Source organism: Pseudoalteromonas xiamenensis, from assembly GCF_030994125.1.
Taxonomy (GTDB): domain Bacteria; phylum Pseudomonadota; class Gammaproteobacteria; order Enterobacterales; family Alteromonadaceae; genus Pseudoalteromonas; species Pseudoalteromonas xiamenensis_B.
This window is the reverse complement of sequence record NZ_CP099918.1, coordinates 160784-181817: the sequence shown is the minus strand read 5'-3', so window position 1 is coordinate 181817 and position 21034 is coordinate 160784. Positions and strand designations below refer to the sequence as shown.

Below are 21034 nucleotides of genomic sequence, written 5' to 3'. Positions count from 1 at the left end.
CAACTGAATGGGTTTAAGGGTAATTCTTAGATGGGAAGGAAATCCTCATGAGAATAGGTTCTACACGTCGATTTGTTATCTACTTGGCTTTGCTGACATGCGCGTTAGTGGGGCTGTGGTACGTTATTGGGCACTTTCATCAGCCGACACCAAACCGCAGTGAAGCACAAGCGCCAATTTATTACGGAATAGACGTTTCCCATTACCAAGGCGACTTAATCGTTGACTTACCCAAACACACTGGACTTCACTTTATTATTGCGAAAGCAACCAATGGAGCAAAAGGCGTAGACGCCAAATTTGCTGAAAATTGGTCGGCAATTAAGGCGCATGGACGGATTCGCGGCGCGTACCATTTTTACATCGCGGGAGAATCACCTCAAGCACAAGCAATTCATTTTATTAATACGGTAGGTCAATGGGCAGACTCAGACATCACCCCTATCGTAGATGTAGAACAATACAGCGTTTCTCACGATAAGTCGGTCTCTCAGCTTCATGAGGATTTATTGCGTTTTCTGGATTACGTCGAAAGTAATACCGGTCGATTGCCGATGATCTACAGCAACACAAAATTCGCTCAAATGTGGCTGAATAATTCCGAATTTGGTCGCTACCCTTTGTGGTTAGCGGATTATACTAAGGCTAAAAAGCCAGTAGTGCCTGAAGTTTGGCGACATCAAGGATTGTTTATTTGGCAACGCTCTGACACCTACAAATTGGACTCCACGGAAGTGGATTATGACGTGTTCCGTGGTGAGCTGTCGCAATTAAGCGGTTTTAATCATAAGTTGCGCCAGCAGTAAGCAATATGGCTACTCAGCGCAAAATAATATAAGAGTCATAGAAATAATGTAGCGTGGTACATGCTATCAATTGTCTTTGAGGGAGTTACATGAAAAAGCTATTCGTTTCTTTGTATTGTCTGGGGTTGTCGCTTAATGCCGTTGCAAAGTCAGAACCGATAAATTTCTTAGTCTTTGGTGACATGCCATATTCATCAAAAGAAGCTGAATGGTTACAAAAAGATGGAAAGTTAGCTAAAGCCGCCGAAGCTGCACAGCACGACTTTTATGTCCATGTTGGTGATATGAAAGCGAGCATTCAATCGTGTACGGATATACTACTAAAAGAAAATTATGCGCTTATTAGCCATGTAAGTGATAAGCCATTTGTTTATACGCCGGGTGACAATGATTGGACTGACTGTGATCGTTCATCACTGTTAGACCCTAAAGATGAATTAGAACGCCTTGCTTTTATTCGCGCTGAGTTTACAAAAAGCACACCGGCTCTGCCAAAATTTAAACGCCAAGAAAGTATGAAAGAAAATCAAAGCTGGAATATGGATGGCGTACAGTTTTTAACGATCCACGCAGTTGCAACGAATAACGGTAGACGACAAATAAAAATGTCGGATGAGACCAAAGCCTATCAAGAAGTCGAAGCGCGAGACCGACTTAATTTTGAGTGGCTTGAGCAAAATCTACCGAAAAAAGGGCATAAAGCCGCCGTTGTCTTCACTCAAGCTGATCTTTTTGTCGAAGCAAAACATAAAGGCCAATGTACAACCGATAACCCTAAAAAATGCGATGGCCTTGAGGTGTATCGTGACAAATTGGATGAGCTTGCAAAGCAGCTTGATTATCCGCTATTACTCGTTCATGGCGACACGCCAGACTTCTGTTTTTCCGAGCGTAAATCTGGGCTTTGGCACCTCAATGCTCCTGGTGATGTAAAGGTAATCGATATAGCGCAAGTCGAGATAAACCCTGATGCTGAAAAACCATTTACGGTGAAGGCGCTGCTTGGCTCTTCGTTCAAAGCATGCCCTAAAGTATCTAAAGATTAACGTGGTGCTCGAGCGGATGGGGGGCAGATAGACCCTACACGATTTCTTGAGCTTAATGTCAAGGCTGGCATGAATACATTTAGAGGATTGCGCGGTCTTATTGTCTACTCATTTGTTTAAGACAAAAGGTGAGCTCGCAAGCGAGTTATCACTCAGCTAATGTGAAGGAGATTTCATGTCAACGACGTACAATCCACCCAAAGTCTGGACTTGGAACGATGAAAATGGGGGCCAGTGGGCCAGTATCAATCGTCCAACTTCTGGCGCACGTTTTGAACGTGACTTGTCAAAAGGCGAGCATGCGCTTCAACTGTATTCACTTGCAACGCCTAATGGGCAGAAAGTAACTATCCTTTTGGAAGAGTTGCTGTTGGCTGGTGTAAAAGAAGCTGATTACGATGCTTACGCGATTAGCATTAGTGACAGTGATCAGTTTTCATCAGGCTTTGTTGCAGTAAACCCGAATTCTAAGATACCTGCGCTTATGGATTACAGTGGGGATGAACCCGTTCGTGTGTTCGAATCAGGCCATATTCTTTTATACCTTGCTGAGAAGTTTGGGCATTTCTTACCTTCGAACCACGTAGCGAAAACAGAAGCACTGAACTGGTTGTTTTGGTTACAGGGGTCTGCGCCCTATTTGGGTGGCGGATTTGGTCACTTTTATGCGTATGCGCCAGAAAAGTTCGAATATCCTATTAATCGTTTCACCATGGAAACTAAGCGCCAGCTGGATTTGCTTGATAAACAGCTGGAAGGAAAAACCTATATTGTAGGAGAGGAGTATACGATTGCCGACATCGCTATTTGGCCATGGTATGGTAATGTTGTACTTGGACTTGCTTATAACGCAGCCGAATTTTTGGATGTAGAAAGTTATCCAAATGTGATGCGCTGGGCAAAACTCATCGCAAAACGTCCCGGTGTAAAACGAGGCCGGATTGTTAATCGTACTTGGGGTGAGGAATGGGAAATGTTAGCTGACCGTCACAGTGCAAGTGACATAGATTCCGTACTTGAAAAAGCACCGAAATAAAATCGTCCTTAGGTGGGGGTCGACATTGATGCCCACCTGCTCTTAAATTCTAAGTTCCACTTGGCATATTAAAAGGAACAGGCGATTGGACTCAATGAATGACAATAAAACCCAAATAGAACCCATTCTCGTCAGCGCATGTCTTATGGGGCAACCTGTGCGTTACAACGCGAGTTGTGTGGGAAATGACATCGATACCATGACATGGCTACACACACAATTTGAATTGAAAACCTTTTGTCCTGAAGTTGCAGCAGGAATGAGTACGCCGAGAGCTCCCGCAGAAATTGCTCACGGGACCGGTGCTGAAGTGTTAGATGGTTTTAAACAGGTGAAAGAAAATACGGGTCAGTGCGTGACGGACCAATTTATTGCGGCAGCGCAATTGACTTTGACCTTTTGTCAGCAGCACAACATACGTATTGCTATCTTAACGGCATTTAGTCCATCATGCGCGAACAGTCGCATCTACGATGGCAGTTTTTCTGGTAAAATAACGGACGGAAGAGGTGTTACGGCAGAGCTGCTAAGTCGAAACGGCATTAAGGTTTTTAATCAAAATGAACTGGATATTTTACGGCATTTTGTGAATGCCTAAGCCGATGACAATTTTAAAAATGTAAAAAGTAATGAGGAGCACAAGGTGTGCCCCTCAATTTATTCGGGTTACGCTGCTAAGTCACTGTGAGGCCCAAATAACTCGTAATGGATCTGGCTTTGCGAAACGCCAAGCGCGGTGAGCTGCTTATAAATCGCTTTCATGAAACCAATCGGACCACACAAGTAGAACTCACCATCCTTGATGGGCAAGTTCGTCACGTCATGCAAATTCATAAACCCTGTAAACGTTGCGTAATCAGAGTGTTCTTCATGCCAATGAATCACATCGACTAGGGCTGTTTTTTGAGACACGTCATTTAACCAGTCTTTAAAACTGTGCATAGCCTCGTTTTGGCAAGCGTGTAAAAAGTGGCAAGGTGTTGAGCTCTCCATTTCAACGAGATGACCCAACATCGCAACCATTGGAGTGATACCGACCCCGGCACTGATAAACACTTTCGGGTTGTTGGATGTCTTTAATGTGAAATCACCTGAAGGAGGCGTTAATTCAACCAGCGCACCCACACGCGAATTGTGCAAGAAGCCGGACACCACACCATCTTGTTTAACTGAAATACGATATTGTCCATCGAAAATCCCGGTGATCGAATAGTGGCGCATTTGACGGTAAGCTTGACAGTCCGGCTGCACTTGCACTGTTAGGTACTGACCAGGCGTAAAGCCAACGATTGAACCGCCATCGGTCGGCGCTAAATAGAAACTTTTTACCTGTTTAGATTCTTGCTCAATACGCGAAATTTGAAATTGACGAGTGCCACCCCAGCCACCGACTGCCGCAGCATTTTGAGAGTATAGACCGGCTTCTTCAGTGATCAGTAAATCTGCAATAGCCAAATACGCTGCGGTCCAAGCGTCTTCAATGTCTTTTGTAAAATCCTGAGGAAAGAGTTCTTGTAAGGTGGCAATTAGATGTGTGCCGACGATTGGGTAGTGTTCCGGTTTAATCGTTAACGCAACGTGCTTTTGGGCAATCTGCTTTTTCAACGTGTCGAGCTTTTCAGGTTCACCAAGGAATGTTGCAAAGCGAGCAATTGCAGAAAACAGCGCAAACGGTTGTTTACCACTTTGTTGGTTACTTAAGTTGAAGTAATGTTTCACTTCAGGGTTGTGTTCGAACATGCGCGCGTAAAAATGCTCGGTAACGCCTACTCCTACGTTAGCAACCAAGGGTAAAGACTGTTCAATTAGCGCAAACTGCTGTTCTGATAACATATAAACTCCAGAGAAATATAATTAACCACGACGCCCATCAATGCGAGGGCGAGTAAGAATTGGGAAGTAAACCCAGACAAAACAAATAAATGAACTGACCCACAGCGTGCCACTGATAAGCCAAGCAACATGAGGGAAAATGAAAAGTGGGCCGAGTGCACGGATAACTGCGGCAACTAAGCAAACCGCAAACGCGAGATTGATAAGCCAATGAGGTTTTAATGGTCTTGATGTATGGCCTAAAGCTACTCGTGCCATCATGGCAAGGATCATCAGTCCAATCCCGCCAACCGTGATTAGATGAAGTGCATCTTTGCCATGCGGCAATATAAAAATAAACGTCAAGGCAAACCAAAGCAGTCCGAAGCTTGTTGCAAGATAAGCTGCATGCAGAGACCAGAGCAGAGGAACGTTAAACACACCAACGTTAAACCATTTGAACGCCCGAAAAAGGTGTAGCAGCGCTGCAACTAAAATCAAATACCCAGGATTCAATGGGCCGGAGAACACATTGGCCGTCACAAAACCAACCAAACCAATCGTGGAAGCGAACAACAATAACGTATCTACTTTTGGTGTTCTGACTTGGTCTTTCAATGACAAGCCCCGAGCCGTAAAAAAAGGAATTACGCGACCGCCGATAAGCCCGATGAGAAGGGTAAACATCAATACTGCGATTTGAGTAAACGTGGCAGCAAGTGAATGTGCGTCAAATGCAATTAACAGTAGAAAACTGATGTTTGCGATACAAATCCCACTTAGTACATAAATGAAAATGTAGTTGTTCTTCGAGTTAGTCGAAAGCAACACTAAACTAAAGTGGCAAATGGCAAACAACCAAAAGGCACTTTGACCAGCGAGCGCCATCAAAATAGGGTCCGGACTTACGAGCAGCAAAATACGGGTGACAGCCCAGATACACGTGAGCAAACAAAGCGGCAGGCCATTTAATGTCGTTGCGCCAGTCCAGTTCTGAGAAGCTGTAAGCAGAAAGCCGACTGCAATCACACCGGCAAAACCAAAAATCATTTCATGGGCGTGCCACAGAGTAGCTGGAAATACAGCTTGCCAAGCATAGTGTCCTGATAAGATGAGCAGCCAAACCAGCATACTAGAGGCAGCCCACAAACCTCCCGCAAGAAAAAGACTTCGAAAACCCAAATTAAACACAGGCCAACGATGAACATGAAACCAAGGTACATTTGTATCGATGGGTTCAACTAAATTAATTGGGCGCATTAACGTACCTCCAAACCGAGTTGGTACTGGCAAACGCAGCGCACGACGTAACTGATTTTAATTAATGCAGCAACGATTATCGTGGCAATGTGTGCTGCAATCTGTGATTGCATAGAAAGAAAGTTTGCTAACGGATAGGACAACATCACGGTGATACAAAACAACAAAGTGAAGACACAAAGGCATAGATTTGCAAAAGTTAATAGCGAATTGGGTAATTGCATAAGCCACCTAAACACAACGAATGAATGGTTATGTATTAGCGAAAGGCGTGCCAAAAAATAAATCAATAAATTACAATGGGTTGAATCATGTGTATTTGATAAAGGTGTCAATATGACCTATTATGCGATAGGTATAAATCATCTAAAGCGGTCAAAATGACATGAATCAAGCGCAGTTATCTCGATTACTGACATTCAGTTTGGAAATACATCAACACGTTGCACGTTTATCTAATCGTGATCAGGTTGAACACAACCTCACTGAATTTGGGCAAGTGGTATTGAAATCACTATTTAGCGTGCTTGATGCCGATGCTTTGGCAATGTTGTTGTTTGACCAAGGAAAACTCTCACCCATTGCTGTGCATGGTCTACTGCCTGAATGTTTGGGAAGACGTTTTCTAATTAGCGAACATCCACGCCTAGAGACTATTTTAAACGCGGATCACGTGGTGCGATTTGACCATGAAAGCACGCTACCAGATCCCTATGATGGTTTATTGTTGGCAAGTCATGGTGATATTCCTGTTCACGCTTGCATGGGGATAGCGCTTAAACAGCAAGACAAGGTACTGGGTGTGCTGACCTTTGATAGTTTAGACCCGAGCGCGTTTGAGCATTACCCTGACAGCATGCTCGACATGATCACCGCCACGATTAGTAACGCACTTAGCACCGTGCTCAATCATGTGCAATTAGCGACGAGTGCAAAACATCAAAGCGCTGTAGTGCATGCAATGACACAAGCCAGTCATGCGATTATTGGCGAACACCCGCTCATGCAAAAGTTAAAACAAGAAATCCGGCTGGTGGCGAGTTCAGATCTTAGCGTTTTAATTACGGGTGAAACAGGTACAGGTAAAGAACTTGTCGCTCGGCACATTCATCAGCAATCCAATCGTGCGGATAATCCCTACGTACAAGTTAACTGTGCATCGTTACCTGAAGGGCTCGCAGAGAGTGAGTTCTTTGGTCATCGAAAAGGGGCGTTTACAGGTGCAGATAAGCACCGAGAAGGTAAGTTCCTCTTAGCGGATGGAGGAACTATCTTTTTAGACGAAATTGGCGAACTGCCTTTGTCTTTGCAAAGTAAGTTATTAAGGGTACTTCAAAGTGGTGAAATTCAGCCAGTCGGGGCAGATGACACGCACGTTGTGAATGTGCGAATCGTTGCGGCCACGAATCGTGATCTACAACATGAAGTTGCGGAAGGTCGTTTTCGTGCAGATTTATATCATCGTTTAAGTGTTTACCCTATTCAAGTGCCGCCACTTCGCAGTCGCATGAGCGATGTTACGTTACTCTGTGGTTTTTTCCTCGAACAATTGAGGAAAAAACTCAATGTTGAGCAATTAGTTATTACGCCGCCATTAATGTCACGACTAGAAAGTTATGATTGGCCAGGAAATGTGCGCGAACTCGAACATATTTTGAGCCGAACTGCACTCAAAGCAAAGCATGATGAATGGCAAAGCACTATGGTCAAACTGTCACTAGCACATTGTGAGCTTGGTACACACTCAGATTCGATAACGACATTGACGCCGACTCAAACGAGTGTACCGCTAAAGTCGGCAACGGATGATTTCCAGCGAGCGCTTATTACAACCACATTGACACAAGCCGCGTTTAACTGGGCAAAAGCGGCGAGGCTACTGGATGTAGATAGAGCAAACCTCGTACGCTTAGCTAAACGGTTAAATATCTCGGTGAAAAAGTCACTTTAAACACTGTGGTTACAATGGCTTATCAGCTTGACTAAAACGGGAATCTAAATCACTCTTAATTATGTTATAAGTCCTTTATTTTAAAAGAGTATATTTAAAATCTGTTAGGTTCATTTCGTTCTTGATTTGCCCATAAAATAGGCTAGGGTTAAGTGGCGCCTGTCTGTCAATTTGGGGGATTTATGCAAGGGAACAAACAAGTGTTAGTCGAGTTAAACCGCATACTTACGCTCGAACTTACGTCGATTAACCAATTCTTTTTACATGCTCGTATGTTTAAAAATTGGGGATTAGAAGAATTAAATGAGAAAGCGTATAAGAAGTCCATCAAGGACATGAAACAGGCTGATGATTTAATTGAACGGATCCTTTTTTTAGAAGGATTACCTAATTTACAACACCTCGAAAAACTGCGGATCGGGGAGCATACCGAAGAAATGCTCAGTTGTGATTTAATGTTTGAAATGGACCAACTACCGGCACTTCGAGCCGCTATCGCCTTGTGTGAAAAAGAACAGGACTATGTAAGCCGAGATCTGTTGACCGACATTCTGGAATACGAAGAAGAATATGTAGACTGGATAGAAACGCAGCAATCGCTCATTCTAAACATAGGTATCCAAAACTATCTGCAATCCATGCTAGAGGACTAACTTATGCAAGGTAATCAGACTATTATCGACTTATTGAACGTGCAACTTACGCTTGAACTCACCTCAATGGATCAATACCTTGCCCACAGCAAAATGTATGAGGACTGGGGCATTGAGCAACTGCACCACAAACTCGCGCACGAATACGAAGAAGAATTAGACCACGCCAAGAGAATTATTGAGCGAATTTTATTTCTGGAAGGTGTACCGGATACGGCATCCAGAAAGGCAATTCATGTTGGCAGTAATGTAGAAGAAATGTTGGCAAACGATTTGAACGCTGAGCGTGAAGTTGCTGCGCATTTGAAAAAAGTCATTGCGGAATGCGAAAAGGCACAAGATTACGTGAGCCGTGAAATCCTGCAAACCCTGCTTGATGACACCGAAATGGATCACATCTATTGGTTAGAGCAGCATATTAATATGATAAAACTCATGGGGCTGCCAAATTACATTCAGAGTCAGATGGCACAAGGGCATGAATAACCGCTCGATGTTGTTTGTATCGGTTCGGAAAACCACCTTAAAAAGGTGGTTTTTTTATTTATGGGAATGGTGAATCTAGTTCTTTCTTCCTATTTAAATTGCACCTATAGGCTTTTGGTTTGAATCTCAGGCAAAATTTTGACAAATGAAAGGCTGATTGTACGCTTTAATAAAACAATGCTTTGTCGTTTAAAAGATATGCTTAATTCAATTTCTGTTCGTAACCGACTCATCATACTCGCTGCTGTTCCCTTGATTGCTCTAGTATTTACCACCCTTTTTTCATTGAAAATTATGTCTGGATTAGTAAACGGAATTGATAGTCTTTATGAAGATAGGGTTATTCCATTAAAACAAATAAAGGCCGTCTCTGATGTTTACGCGGTGCAGATAGTCGATAGCTTTCATAAATATCGAGCTTCGCAATTAACCGCTGAGAACCTAAAAGGGCAAATAGATGATGCAATGACAAATGCTGAAAAAGTTTGGGGGCAATATAAACAAACCAAATTGACGAGTGAAGAAGCTCGACTGGTTGATATCAGCGATAGACTAATGAAAAAGGCGAATACCGAAATTCAGGTGATGAAACAACAGCTCGGCAGTGGGCAGCTGAAGCAAATGAGTAATGATGAATTTGTGCCTAAATTGTATGCGTTCATGGACCCTTTTTCAGGCAGTTTAGAGGCTTTAATTAATCTGCAATTGGATGAATCAGGCCGTTTTCGTAATGAGGCGGATGCGAAAGCAAAAGAAACTCGCATGCTACTGATTGTAACAATGGCGGCGATGATTGGCATTTTAATTTTAGGTGCAACATTGATCTATCGATCAATATTTCGACCGCTGCGCGCGTTGCAACGTACCGTTTCGCATATTGCGAGTGAAGCGGATTTACGAAAAGACTCCGAAGTGGTGGGCAGTGATGAAATTGCAGAAACTGCATCGAGTGTTAACGACATGCTCTGTGCATTTAGAACGATTCTAAAAGAGGTGAATGGTGCTTCAATGACATTGGGGTCTGCAGCGGAAGAAATGCAGGTTATTTCAAATCAGGTTGCGAATACGGCGAGTGATCAGCAGCAACAAACTGAAATGATAGCCACAGCCGTCACACAAATGAGTGCAGCAATTCAGGAAGTTGCCAACAATGCAGAGTTAACCGCCGGAAAAGCAACCGATTCCGACGTCGCCGCTAAAGCTGGCATTGGTAAAATTGCCGCGAATATTGACTCCATTCAAACACTCAACAAAGTGATTGATGAAAGCACTCAAGTTATAGTGAATTTGAGCGAGCAAGCCAATGAAATTAATTCCGTTGTTCAAATGATCCAAGGGGTGGCTGAACAAACGAATTTACTTGCGTTGAATGCGGCAATTGAAGCTGCGCGAGCGGGGGATTCGGGTCGTGGATTTGCTGTTGTTGCAGACGAAGTAAGGCAGTTAGCCCATAACACTCAACAAGCAACTGAACGTATCAGTGATATGATTTTGCGGTTGCAGCAGGCGTCAAAAACCGCAGTTGGTAGTATGGAGAAAGCACAGCAATGTGCATCGACGAGTGTGAAACATTCGGAAGAGTCTCAAAGTGCGATTGAAGAAATATCGTATTCCATTACGACGATTGCAGATATGAACATTCAGGTTTCTACTGCTACGGAAGAACAAACGACGGTTGCGGCCGACATTTCTAGGAATATAAATGAATTCAATAGCAGTATTAAAACGGTGTCAGAAAGTTCGCGACAAAATGCCATCGCGAGTCAAGAACTTGCCGCGCTCGCGAGCACACTTCAAAGCAAAGTAGCGAAGTTTAAATTGTAGAAATGAGTTTTTTGGCGTGTGCTAAAGCGCCATTGCTATTCAATGCTGGGCTTAACTATAATGCCTATTTTTAACGATTAAAATCGACACATGCTAACAGTCTACTTTCGAGTCAGTGGTTTAACTAAGTTACAAGCCCTTACCTTCACAAAAGAAGTACAAGACGCACAATGCCAAGTACAGCCAGATTTAGCGTATAGTGGCAAAGCCCCATTGACGGTGTATTCGATGGATGACATCAACATGTTTATAGTTAGGCAACATGTACAAATTGAACAATGTGAAATTTTGCTCAACGTGCAACATAACCACTCGATTAACGCATTCAGCGCGCCAAATCAGCTCAATCAAATGCTCAAACATATTGACTGTCGCGTGACTGTTGAAGTGGATTAGCGATGGTCATTGTGCGATATGCTGTTTGCGTATAGGCTCCTTTAGCAGCTCAGGAACATTGTTATTTAGTGAGATTCTTCTAAAGAAACAGAAACCGTGCGCCCAGCAATCAACGCGAACTCTTTTGGCATAATATCGATTTTGATGCGAACGGGAATGCGCTGAGCCAGACGTATCCAACTGAATGTCGAGTTCACATTGGCTAACAAGGTACCAGTAGCAGTGGTTCTCTCACGGTCATTTATGCCTGCCGATAACCCTTCAACATGACCATATATTGGTTGACTTTCACCCATTACAAAGATCGTAGCAGCAGCACCATTTTGAATTCGACTCAGTTTGGTTTCTTCAAAATAGCCAGAGACATAAAAACTGTTTAGATCAATAAGTGCCATAACAGGTACGCCTGCAGCAGCAAAGGAGCCTGGTCTCAGTGAAAAGTTGGTGATCACGCCATCGACTGGTGAGTAGATGTCGGCTCGGCTCAGGTTGATCTCCACCAATTCAAGATCAGCTAGACACTTCTCCAAGCTAGCTTGAGCCAATATACGTTCGTCATGTTTGTCTTCCAGTAGCTGCTCCGAAACGGCACTGTTCAATCGTAGATAACGTTTGTATTCTCTGTCCGCCGCCTGAAGTATCACTTCAGCTTGTTTTACCATCGCTTCAGCTTGTTTTATTTCACTTTTCAAGCGCTTTTTGTCCAAGCTAAATAGCAGCGTACCTTTTCGTACTGTCTGGTTATCGTGAACGTGGACTGTGTCGACAGTGCCTGAAATATCAGCCGCAAGCGCCACGATATCTGCACGAATTCTTCCGTCACGAGTTTGTGGCGCATAGTGGTAGTAAGTATAAAGATTCCATACAACATAACTCGCAAGCAACACTGAACTTATTGTTATCAGAATTTTTAAACTCGAAAAAACTTTATGTTTTATCATGATAATGAGTGACCTATTGGTGTGGTAATGATCGCAAACAGATGGAAGAGCAAACCGACGAGCGAAATATATAAAGCGGAATCGAAAATGGGTCTTTGTGCGATCAGCCTATACACTCCGACTTTGACGAGAAGGCTCGATAGGAGTATGCGAAGAAAGAAGGCCAACACTATGCACATCAGCAGTGGTGAAATGTATATCCCAAGAATATCAAGTTCGCTAAGCATACAAAGGAGTCCAATCCGGTGCAGTTGGATAAAGCGCCATTCTTAATCCAGTTAATAGTTGGACTACGTCCGTTTGGTGTTCGTTGTTAGCTCGTTCGAGAATGTGATCGAGGAGACGGAGATGTTCTTCGGCTGAATGCTCAGGGTGATAGTCTTGTAGACTGAGCACTTCTAATAGCGGTTGAAGAGTTGACGACATTGGGTGAAAGTCGCTCAACTGTCTCAACTTGGCCATCGTGATGTTGGCTTTCAGGTGATTAAGCAGAATAAGGCTCTCTTTGCCAAGCGCTGCCCCTAGTCTTGAGACTTGCAACGCCATTCGGTCTAAAGAACGCGTCGCGTAGGTTTCAATTGCAGCATCATCAAATGTGTGAACCAATGTTTGCTGATCCTGATGTTCGCGTTTTAGCAAGTGTTGTAGAGCATGTTGCGCGCCCCAACGTCGAGACAAGGCAATAGCAATGAATGCCACAAATACGCCCACCAACATCGCTATGGCACTTTCCAAAAAGAACCCGATAGTGAATGGGGAGTAATGATTCTGGAAGTTGACGTTACTTAGACTTAAAGCCAATACCAACATCGCTAATGGATTCTTCGAGGCCCAAATTCCCATTGGCAACATAAATGCCGCCATGATAAGCAGAAAGCTAGTTTGGCTATTAGCCAGAGGCAACAAAACATACCCCAAAATAAATGCCGTTAAAGTCGATATAAAGGCAAAGCGTCCAAAGTGCATGATTGCCATGCCAGGTTCATCGCCCCCGCCAAAAAAGCTAATGGCGACGACACCCAACAAGACCATATTGGGGCCTTGGTTCCATCCGGTGAAGTACCAGAACGTGCTGAGCAGCGAGTAGGACAGCAAAATCCCTACAAACATGCGCAGCATTAATCCGGTATCGGGCGGCAGTGGAAATGCCTTGGCCTTGATAGCTGCGTGGTGCCTACAAACGTGTGTCGGTTTTCCAGCCAAAAAGTGTTGAAACGCCGTAACCGATGCCCAGTCGGAGAGGTGCTGATTGAGTAGTCGCTGCACGCGTTCAAGAACCAGTTTTTCCCAAGGCGACGCGAGTTGGTAAACCGCTTTCGGTATCACAATGGGCTGCATGACCTCGTTGTTTGCTTTCCAGCTTTCAACACTGGGCGACAGGCGACCACGAGTCTCTGGCGACAAGCTATGAATGGCATGCCCCAGCGCTGACAAGCTCGGAATCATCGCCATGATCTGTCTTTGCAGAGCAATCATAGCTTGGCGAGTTTGTCGATCGACAGCATGGTCTAGTTTCATGGTCGAAACTAACTGAGACAGCGATGACACGTCGGCAAGCAAGGCCAGTCGATCCCGTTCTGTGGTTTGATCTGCAATTCCAGTTAGACAATCATCACGCCATGCTTTGAGATCACTTATCCAGTTATCGACTCGCAATTGAAGCATCGTTTGCGTGGTCTCTGGAAAAATCAAAGCATCAACAAAGGTGACAGACAGAATGCCAATGCAAATTTCGACCACTCGTGTCACTACCATGGTAAACATACTCTCTGGCTGATCAAGATAGGCCACCAGAACCAGCATAATCGTTACGCCAGCCAGTTGCAGACTGTAAGCCCTTGGGGTTCTATCGGCATAAGATAACGCCAGAATCGCGGAAGAAACCAAACCGGTGACCATCACCAAAATGAGCGGTTCGTTCACTAACAAAGCGCAGAGTAACAAGGAAATGAATCCAGCGAAAAGTGTGCCTGCAAATCGGTAAGTGGCTTTGGCACGAACGACGGCAGACAGCGGATTACTGAGCACGCAGCAGGTGACCATCGCCCAATAAGGGTTGGCTAATCCCAACTCGACTGCCATAAGATAGGCGAGCATTGCCGAAATATAGACTTTGACGGAGAATAAACACTGTTGACGCGAAATATTCATTTGTTCGATTTCTACTGCTAGTTTGGAATGAGGATTGTCGATAACCTCTTGGGATCTCTATTTTGCAGAGGTCCTGAGTAGCTCGCTTAAATACGAAGCCATCGATTACTCAATGGCTCCGTAGTGGCCTTTCTTAAAGCGCTTCAACCGGATTCATCAGCGCTCCAGGGATTGTTGTTGCTTCTCCACGTTCACGCCATTTGGAGAGATCACGGGTGCGTGATGCGACTGCACCGTCCCACAGCTGATAAGCATCTTCGCCCAACAGTAAACGTACAGGTGCGTTCTCACTCTCCACCATGTCGACAACCACTTGCATCCCTTTAATCGGGTCGCCCATTTGCTGGCCATTTTGAGTGGTGTAGTAGTCTTCCATATCCGAAGTCAGTGGAGCATACGCTTCAATTTGGCCTACAGCTTTCATTGCCGCGCTACTGGCAAAATCGGTACGAAAAGCCCCCGGTTCTATCAGCGTAACGGCTATTCCTAAGGGTTTCACCTCGTGATGTAGGGCTTCGGTAAAGCCTTCTAAAGCAAACTTCGAGGCGTTGTACAAACCACTACCAGGGAATGCAACCATACCCGCAATACTGGTTAAATTGAGAATATGCCCAGATTGCTGTTGCCGCATTTGTGGCAAAACTTCGCGGGATAGTTCTGCTGCTGCAAAGAAATTGAGCTCCATTTGCTGACGGATCTGCTCCGAAGAGAAATTTTCCAGCGCACCATAAGAACCCGCGCCAGCGATGTTTGCCAGTACGTCGATGCGGCCAAATTTTACAATGGCGGCCTTTAATGCATGGGCGCGATTATCTGCATCTGTGACATCCAATGACAGCGCAAAAGCACGTTCACCAAACTCAGCAGCGATTTCTTTTAGCGGTTCAAGACGGCGAGCAGTCAGCACTGCGCTATCTCCTTTAGCCAAAACCAGTTTCGCTAATTCTTTTCCAAAACCGGATGAGGCTCCGGTAATAAACCAAACTTTACTCATTTTGTTCGTTCCTATAGCGGTTAGAAATTGATGCCATTATCGACCGTTAATACACGGCCCGTGACAGCGCGCGACATATCGCTGGCAAGATAAAGAATTGCATTGGCTTGATCTTCAGGTTTGGTCGCAGGTAGCCCTAGGTTGCTGTAAAGTGCCCCATACTTCGCCATACCGGAGCAGCCGCCGAGCATGTTGCCATCAAAGTAAGCTCTAGCAAGATTGGTCTCAGTTGCGCCTGGTGCCACCGCATTACAACGGATGCCCGTTCCCGCAAAACGAATAGCGATATTCTGTGTCAGGTTGTTGACCGCCCCTTTAGTTGACGTATAAGCAGGACCACACACCGGAAGTGCTGCATTCACGGATGAAACATTAACGATTATCCCCGTATTGTTGGGCAGAAAGTGCTTTATTGCCTCGCGGCAGAAACGGAATACGCCAAGGTAATTCACGTTGACGACTTGCTCTAAAACGTCATCGGTGGTCTCTTCAATCGAGCATAAATCAGCAATGCCGGCGTTGTTGACTAAAATGTCCACCTTTCCGAAAGCGTCAATAGCGCGTTCAAACACCAACTTCGGCGCATCACGGTCAGCAGAATCGGCCACCACACCAATCACCTTACCTCCGGATGTACTTAATGCCCGTACTACTTCATCTAATTTGTGTTGTCTTCGGGCGGTAATCACCACATTTGCCCCCTCGGCTAGAAACAGCTCAGCCGTGGCCCGACCAATGCCATCGCTGCCACCAGTAATTACGGCCGTTTTACCTTGCAGAAGTACTTTCATCTCGTTTCTCCTAACAAATAACGTATTATGCAAATGCATTAATACCGGTTAATTTTGCAGACAAATCCCACAGGCGTTTTGCTTGTTCAGCATCAATGGCGTAGCTGCGAACGGCAGTTTCTTGAAGTTCGTCCCCATCATCCACATACGACACATCACAATTAGCACAATACAAACCACCTTTGTTCACTAACAGTGGCGAGGTCGCCGCCCAAACTGTGGTAGCTGCGCCTTGTGGTGGGGTTTTGAAAGCTGGATCGATAAGGACTTCTTTATCATCAAACCAGCCAAGAGCTTGCATTTCTGTCATGTCCATGTGGCGTTGCAGAGGGGTGTAGATTTTGCCTGGATGAACAGCAAAGGAACGTACGCCCTTAGCTTGTGCGAAGATATCTAACTGCTTGGCGAATAGCGCTATAGCGGTTTTGGATTGACCATAAGCCAACCATTTGTCGTAGCCTTTATTAAATTGCACGTCATCCCAGCGTATTGGTGAAAAGTGATGTCCCATCGAAGAAAGTGACACAACCCGCGCACCCGGGGCAATAGCGGGCCAAAGTAGGTTGACCAAAGCGTAATGACCTAAATGATTAGTACCAAACTGAGACTCCCATCCATTGCCTATGCGGGTTTCTGGGTTTGCCATTACCGCTGCATTGCAGATAATGATATCCGCTGTTTGATTGCTAAGGGTAAACCGCTGCGCGAACCAGCGAATACTTTGTATATCGGCTAAATCTAGCTGTTCAACTTGGACATTCTTTATACCTGCAAGCGCTTCACGTGCTGCTTCTGAGTTGCGCGCCAGTACCAGTACTTGTGCACCTGCTGAGCTAAGAGCCTTCGTTGTTTCAAGCCCTAAACCGGAATGACCACCGGTCACTATTGCTAACTTGCCTTGAAGATTGATGTCTGCTAATACTTCATCTGCTGTTGATTTGAAACCAAATCCAGAGTTAACAGGGAATTGTTCTGAATTCATCATAACCTCGCGGATCTTTTTAAAGACCGTAGCTGATATCTAATTGTCAATTTGTTAAAGTTATTTTAAGCGCTATGTTTCGAACTAAACATACCATTAAGTCCCAAATACCCTTTTGATCGTACGGAAATCGATGTCGACGTTTGGATTCATTAATCATTTAAAAAGCCCAACGGCCAATGCCCTCGACAATGTGGTCGATTCAAGTCGGTCTTCTCTTCTTATGTTGGAGTAGCAACCTTGATACGGTGATGAATGGTTATTGCCAACACTTGTTCCAGTATTCCTGCCAAGCGAGCACTGTCGAATGGAACGTACTAATGTAAATGGTGCTCTACCCGTTACTTCTTAGAACGGTCAAACTAATTGAATTTATGCGGGCAGCGGATAGGTCGGTATCCAATTCGGTGCATGTAAGCAATTTCATCGAGAGAGGCGAAGAAGGAATTGTTGCGGGAGGTTTATTAAAAATTTTTCTCGCCAAATAGATACAATAGATTCAGGCATCTCTTCTGGTACTGCCTTTGTGATATTTCAAAACAATCTTTAATCGATTGGGGGACGCAGTGTAATGTTGAAAAGACGATATTACGGATAAATAACAGGTCTGATAATGCTTCTAAAATCGTAATTAAGTATAGAAATGACCAAAATCTTATCGTTATCATCCATGTTTCAGGCTGCATTTGTATCCAAGCTCAGATGGTTCTGCTTGGATAGAAAGTGGGTTAAAGAAAAAAGCTGACAATTTATTTCATGAATCAAGTCAAAGTAGGCAACGTTGCCTACTTTGACTCAGTTGTTGTTGTGTTTAAACGCTGTCAACCGTTAATTACAATTGAATATCCACCATTTGAGCATTGTCGAAGGCGGTATCTATACCACGTTCACGCCAACTGTTCATATCTCTCAAGCGTTTGTTGATAGTGTCATCCCACATGCTGTAAGCATCACGACCCAGCATGAGGCGATACGGCGCGTTGTCACTGGCGACAACCTCGAGCATGCGCTGAGCGGCTTTTGCTGGATCTCCCATTTGCTTTCCAGCCGATTCTTTTAGGTAGGTTTCAAAAGGTTCAACCACGGGGCGATAGGCTTCAATACTGTTCTCAGGGCGCATATTGGCATCTCCTGCAAATTCAGTGCGAAATGCTCCTGGCTCTATCAAAGTAACATCAATGCCCATGTGCTTTACCTCAAGTGCGAGCGACTCTGTCCAACCTTCAATCGCAAACTTCGCGGCGCAATAAGGACCTGCGGCATTCATCGCCACTAAACCCGCAATGCTGCTCACCGTAAGAATATTGCCACAACCCTGCTTTCTCATTTGCGGTAACACAGCTTTGGTAAGTTCAGCCGTAGCAAAAAAGTTAAGTTCCATTTGTTGGCGCATTTGCGATAGGCTAAATTCTTCACATGCACCAGCAACGCCGCTTCCGGCCATATTGGCGAGTACATCGATTCTGCCAAAATGACGGATTGCTTGTGTTATGGCTTTATTACGAGCTGCTTCATCGGTGACATCCATCGCAAGGGGTAGTACGTTTTCCTCATGTCCTGCTGCTATTGCTTCGAGTCGATCTAGTCTGCGTGCGGTGATAATGGCTTTGTCGCCATTTGCGATGACGGCTTCTGCCAGAGACTTTCCTAATCCTGATGACGCACCACTAATAAACCATACGTTTTGGACATTACTTGCCATAATTTATTCCTCTTATATTCTAAGTCGTTATTCGCCGATGGGTTTGGGCTGTGCACCTTCACATGCTGTATCTAAGCCCAATTCTTTCCACGTATTGATATCGTCTATTCGATCTGCAATGGTTCTATCCCAAAGTGTAAAAGCGTCAGCCCCAAGCATCAGGCGTTTTGGTGCTCGCGGTGACTGGGTCACCTTGATCATCACCTCAGCTGCTTTGTTAGGATCCCCCAGCTCGTTACCTGCATTATTCTCAAGAAAGACCTCCACTGGCCCGACAATATCCTGATAACTGTCAATACGATTTTTAGGTCGTACGTTTGCATCGCCTGCAAACCCTGTTCGAAATGAGCCAGGTTCAACTAACGTGACTTTTATCCCCATCGACTCAACCTCTTTAGCAAGTGTTTCAGTCCATGCTTCTAGCGCGAACTTACTCGCACAATATGGACCAACGCCAGTGATAGGAGCCAATCCAGCAACACTCGTTACGGTAAGAATATGGCCACTACCTTGTTCTCGCATGTGCGGCAAGATTGCTCGGGTAAGCTCTGCTGTCGCAAAGAAGTTCAGCTCGAATTGTGACCTTAATTCTTGCTCACTAAACTCTTCAACTGCACCAAGAGAGCCACTCCCTGCGACATTAGCCAGAACATCTATACGACCAAAGTGTGAAATGGTTTCGTTAACTGCTTGATTTCTTGCTTCACTGTCAGTCATATCTACAGCGAGGGTCAAAACTTGTGATTCGTTACCTTTAGCTAATTCTTCTAAACGCTTTAGACGTCGCGCCGTGATGGCAACATAATCTCCTTGTTTAATCACTGCCTGTGCGAGTGATTTGCCAAAGCCAGAAGAGGCGCCCGTGATTAACCATACTTTCTTATCAATACTCATATTTTCTTTGTACCAAGTTAAATCAGTGTCATTCCGCCATCGACGACAAGATCTGAGCCGATGATGTAAGATGATTCATCACTCGCTAAGAACAACGCCACCTTAGCAATTTCTTCGGATGTTCCAGCGCGCCCAAGAGGAATGCCTTGGCGCAAGGTTTTCATCATCTCTTCGTCTTCAGTAAAATGTGTCGCCATAGGCGTTGCAATTAGCCCTGGACTGATGCCGTTCACACGTATGCCACGTCGAGCGAAATCAACTGCTGCGGCTTTCGTTAAGTGACGGCTTGCCCCTTTTGAAGCGCTATAACCCGGTGGTACATCAGGAAAAACAATAATTCCTGCGGCTGAACCAATGTTGACAATAGCGCCTTGTCCGGACTTTTCCATAAATGGCATTACGGCTTTAATACCGTAAAACTGACTGTTGAGGTTAACGTTCATTACATGGTGGAAATCTTCCGCAGTTGCGCTGTCCCAGCTGCCGTCTCTGGGTCCTGGCGTGCCAGCATTATTAATAAGAATGTCAATTTTTCCGTAGCGATTGATGGTGTCGTTAACGACATCATCCCATTGTGCTTGACTAGTGACGTCAAGTACTGACATAGATGCGACCTGACCTTTAGCGGTAATTTCATCAACCAGCGCATTCATGTTATCAACGCGGTTTTTATTACCAGTAATGACAACCACCGCGCCCTCGGCTGCGAATACTCGGGCAATAACTGCGCCTATACCAGTACCGCTGCCGGCACCTGTTATAATTGCGACTTTGTTGACTAGACGTTTCATGGTTAATCTCCTGTTCGGGTTAGAGCGTAGTAAAGCGACGCTGCCTAGTTGAGGTTGATTTATTATGCAATAGCCACCTAGTACCATCCATGCTTCAAAGTCTAATTATCTTTGTTGATCGTACGGATTGTGTGTTTGAATTGTTCAGGGAAAACGGTATTGACTCATATGATCTATTTTGTGTAATTAATGACGACCTATATGCTCAGGTGTCAGCAAGCACCTTTTGATGATGTGTTTATGGGGAACAGTAGGGGAAAACAATCTGAGTTCCTGTGGAGGCTATCTGAATAATTGAGCCTCCATTAGATTTTTTCATAAAAGGTGCCAGAGATTTATTTCATGAGAAAGGCGCGTTCAAATTAACAGTCATGAATTAAGGTTAAGATTTCAGTATAGAAATGAATCTTTAGTCACCAGCGCATGTTGCCCTGGATACGTTTACTAACCTTCTTCGGTTAAAACATAATCTAGTTTGCTATCACCCTGGTCGTTACTAGGGTGATAGCAAGGCTATA

The 21034-nt window shown here is 44.7% G+C and carries 21 protein-coding genes; 9 read left to right on the top strand and 12 right to left on the bottom strand.

The window, feature by feature from the left end; translation table 11 throughout:
• Positions 1-47 precede the first annotated feature (47 nt).
• The 4 genes from NI389_RS17885 (at position 48) to NI389_RS17870 (ending at position 3486) form a co-directional block, all read left to right on the top strand.
• Positions 48-806 (top strand): GH25 family lysozyme, encoded by a 759-nt coding sequence (locus NI389_RS17885; protein WP_308362767.1) that lies wholly within the window; start codon positions 48-50, stop codon positions 804-806.
• Positions 807-895: 89 nt separating this feature from the next.
• Complete coding sequence (locus tag NI389_RS17880; RefSeq protein ID WP_308362766.1) at positions 896-1852, top strand: hypothetical protein; 957 nt, start codon at positions 896-898, stop codon at positions 1850-1852.
• A gap of 175 nt (positions 1853-2027) precedes the next feature.
• A complete protein-coding gene (gene yghU, locus NI389_RS17875) occupies positions 2028-2888 on the top strand; it encodes a glutathione-dependent disulfide-bond oxidoreductase (RefSeq protein ID WP_308362765.1) in 861 nt (286 codons plus the stop codon).
• Positions 2889-3003: 115 nt separating this feature from the next.
• On the top strand, positions 3004-3486 hold the full coding sequence (locus NI389_RS17870; RefSeq protein ID WP_444850734.1) for a DUF523 domain-containing protein: 483 nt from the start codon (positions 3004-3006) through the stop codon (positions 3484-3486).
• 68 nt (positions 3487-3554) lie between these two features.
• Here NI389_RS17870 and hmpA read toward each other — a convergent pair whose 3' ends face one another.
• Genes hmpA through NI389_RS17855 form a run of 3 tightly spaced genes read right to left on the bottom strand, consistent with a single transcriptional unit; the run spans position 3555 to position 6184 of the window.
• Positions 3555-4721 (bottom strand): NO-inducible flavohemoprotein, encoded by a 1167-nt coding sequence (hmpA, locus tag NI389_RS17865; protein ID WP_308362764.1) that lies wholly within the window; start codon positions 4719-4721, stop codon positions 3555-3557.
• A 21-nt stretch (positions 4722-4742) separates the two neighbouring features.
• On the bottom strand, positions 4743-5960 hold the full coding sequence (locus NI389_RS17860; RefSeq protein ID WP_308362763.1) for an NnrS family protein: 1218 nt from the start codon (positions 5958-5960) through the stop codon (positions 4743-4745).
• On the bottom strand, positions 5960-6184 hold the full coding sequence (locus tag NI389_RS17855; protein ID WP_308362761.1) for a hypothetical protein: 225 nt from the start codon (positions 6182-6184) through the stop codon (positions 5960-5962). The genes NI389_RS17860 and NI389_RS17855 overlap by 1 nt, the downstream gene beginning before the upstream one ends.
• 161 nt (positions 6185-6345) lie before the next feature.
• On the opposite strand from NI389_RS17855, the gene norR reads away from it, so the two are divergent.
• The 5 genes from norR (at position 6346) to NI389_RS17830 (ending at position 11270) form a co-directional block, all read left to right on the top strand.
• Positions 6346-7911 carry a nitric oxide reductase transcriptional regulator NorR gene (gene norR / locus NI389_RS17850; protein ID WP_308362760.1) on the top strand — a complete coding sequence of 522 codons (1566 nt, stop codon included), beginning with the start codon at positions 6346-6348 and terminating at the stop codon, positions 7909-7911.
• Positions 7912-8093: 182 nt separating this feature from the next.
• Positions 8094-8564: a bacterioferritin gene (gene bfr, locus NI389_RS17845; RefSeq protein ID WP_208845170.1), complete on the top strand. Its 471-nt coding sequence runs from the start codon at positions 8094-8096 to the stop codon at positions 8562-8564.
• A gap of 3 nt (positions 8565-8567) precedes the next feature.
• Entirely contained in the window at positions 8568-9050 is a 483-nt protein-coding gene (gene bfr / locus NI389_RS17840) for a bacterioferritin (protein ID WP_308362759.1), read from the top strand.
• A gap of 177 nt (positions 9051-9227) precedes the next feature.
• On the top strand, positions 9228-10874 hold the full coding sequence (locus tag NI389_RS17835) for a methyl-accepting chemotaxis protein (RefSeq protein ID WP_308363479.1): 1647 nt from the start codon (positions 9228-9230) through the stop codon (positions 10872-10874).
• 90 nt (positions 10875-10964) lie between these two features.
• On the top strand, positions 10965-11270 hold the full coding sequence (locus NI389_RS17830) for a hypothetical protein (protein ID WP_308362757.1): 306 nt from the start codon (positions 10965-10967) through the stop codon (positions 11268-11270).
• Positions 11271-11335: 65 nt separating this feature from the next.
• Here NI389_RS17830 and NI389_RS17825 read toward each other — a convergent pair whose 3' ends face one another.
• The 9 genes from NI389_RS17825 to NI389_RS17785 all read right to left on the bottom strand — a co-directional run bounded on the left by NI389_RS17825 (position 11336) and on the right by NI389_RS17785 (position 20516).
• Complete coding sequence (locus tag NI389_RS17825; protein ID WP_308362754.1) at positions 11336-12211, bottom strand: HlyD family secretion protein; 876 nt, start codon at positions 12209-12211, stop codon at positions 11336-11338.
• Positions 12208-12438 (bottom strand): DUF1656 domain-containing protein, encoded by a 231-nt coding sequence (locus tag NI389_RS17820; RefSeq protein WP_308362752.1) that lies wholly within the window; start codon positions 12436-12438, stop codon positions 12208-12210. The genes NI389_RS17825 and NI389_RS17820 overlap by 4 nt, the downstream gene beginning before the upstream one ends.
• Positions 12431-14362 carry an FUSC family protein gene (locus NI389_RS17815; protein WP_308362750.1) on the bottom strand — a complete coding sequence of 644 codons (1932 nt, stop codon included), beginning with the start codon at positions 14360-14362 and terminating at the stop codon, positions 12431-12433. The genes NI389_RS17820 and NI389_RS17815 overlap by 8 nt, the downstream gene beginning before the upstream one ends.
• Before the next feature lie 133 nt (positions 14363-14495).
• A complete protein-coding gene (locus NI389_RS17810) occupies positions 14496-15356 on the bottom strand; it encodes an oxidoreductase (protein ID WP_308362749.1) in 861 nt (286 codons plus the stop codon).
• A gap of 20 nt (positions 15357-15376) precedes the next feature.
• The gene (locus NI389_RS17805; protein ID WP_308362748.1) at positions 15377-16147 is read right to left on the bottom strand and encodes an SDR family NAD(P)-dependent oxidoreductase; all 771 of its coding nucleotides are present in this window, start codon (positions 16145-16147) and stop codon (positions 15377-15379) included.
• A gap of 25 nt (positions 16148-16172) precedes the next feature.
• The gene (locus NI389_RS17800) at positions 16173-17129 is read right to left on the bottom strand and encodes an SDR family NAD(P)-dependent oxidoreductase (RefSeq protein WP_308363478.1); all 957 of its coding nucleotides are present in this window, start codon (positions 17127-17129) and stop codon (positions 16173-16175) included.
• Positions 17130-17961: 832 nt separating this feature from the next.
• The gene (locus NI389_RS17795; RefSeq protein WP_308362747.1) at positions 17962-18831 is read right to left on the bottom strand and encodes an oxidoreductase; all 870 of its coding nucleotides are present in this window, start codon (positions 18829-18831) and stop codon (positions 17962-17964) included.
• 27 nt (positions 18832-18858) lie between these two features.
• Entirely contained in the window at positions 18859-19725 is an 867-nt protein-coding gene (locus NI389_RS17790; RefSeq protein WP_308362745.1) for an oxidoreductase, read from the bottom strand.
• Positions 19726-19742: 17 nt separating this feature from the next.
• Entirely contained in the window at positions 19743-20516 is a 774-nt protein-coding gene (locus NI389_RS17785; RefSeq protein WP_308362743.1) for an SDR family NAD(P)-dependent oxidoreductase, read from the bottom strand.
• Positions 20517-21034: the final 518 nt, after the last annotated feature.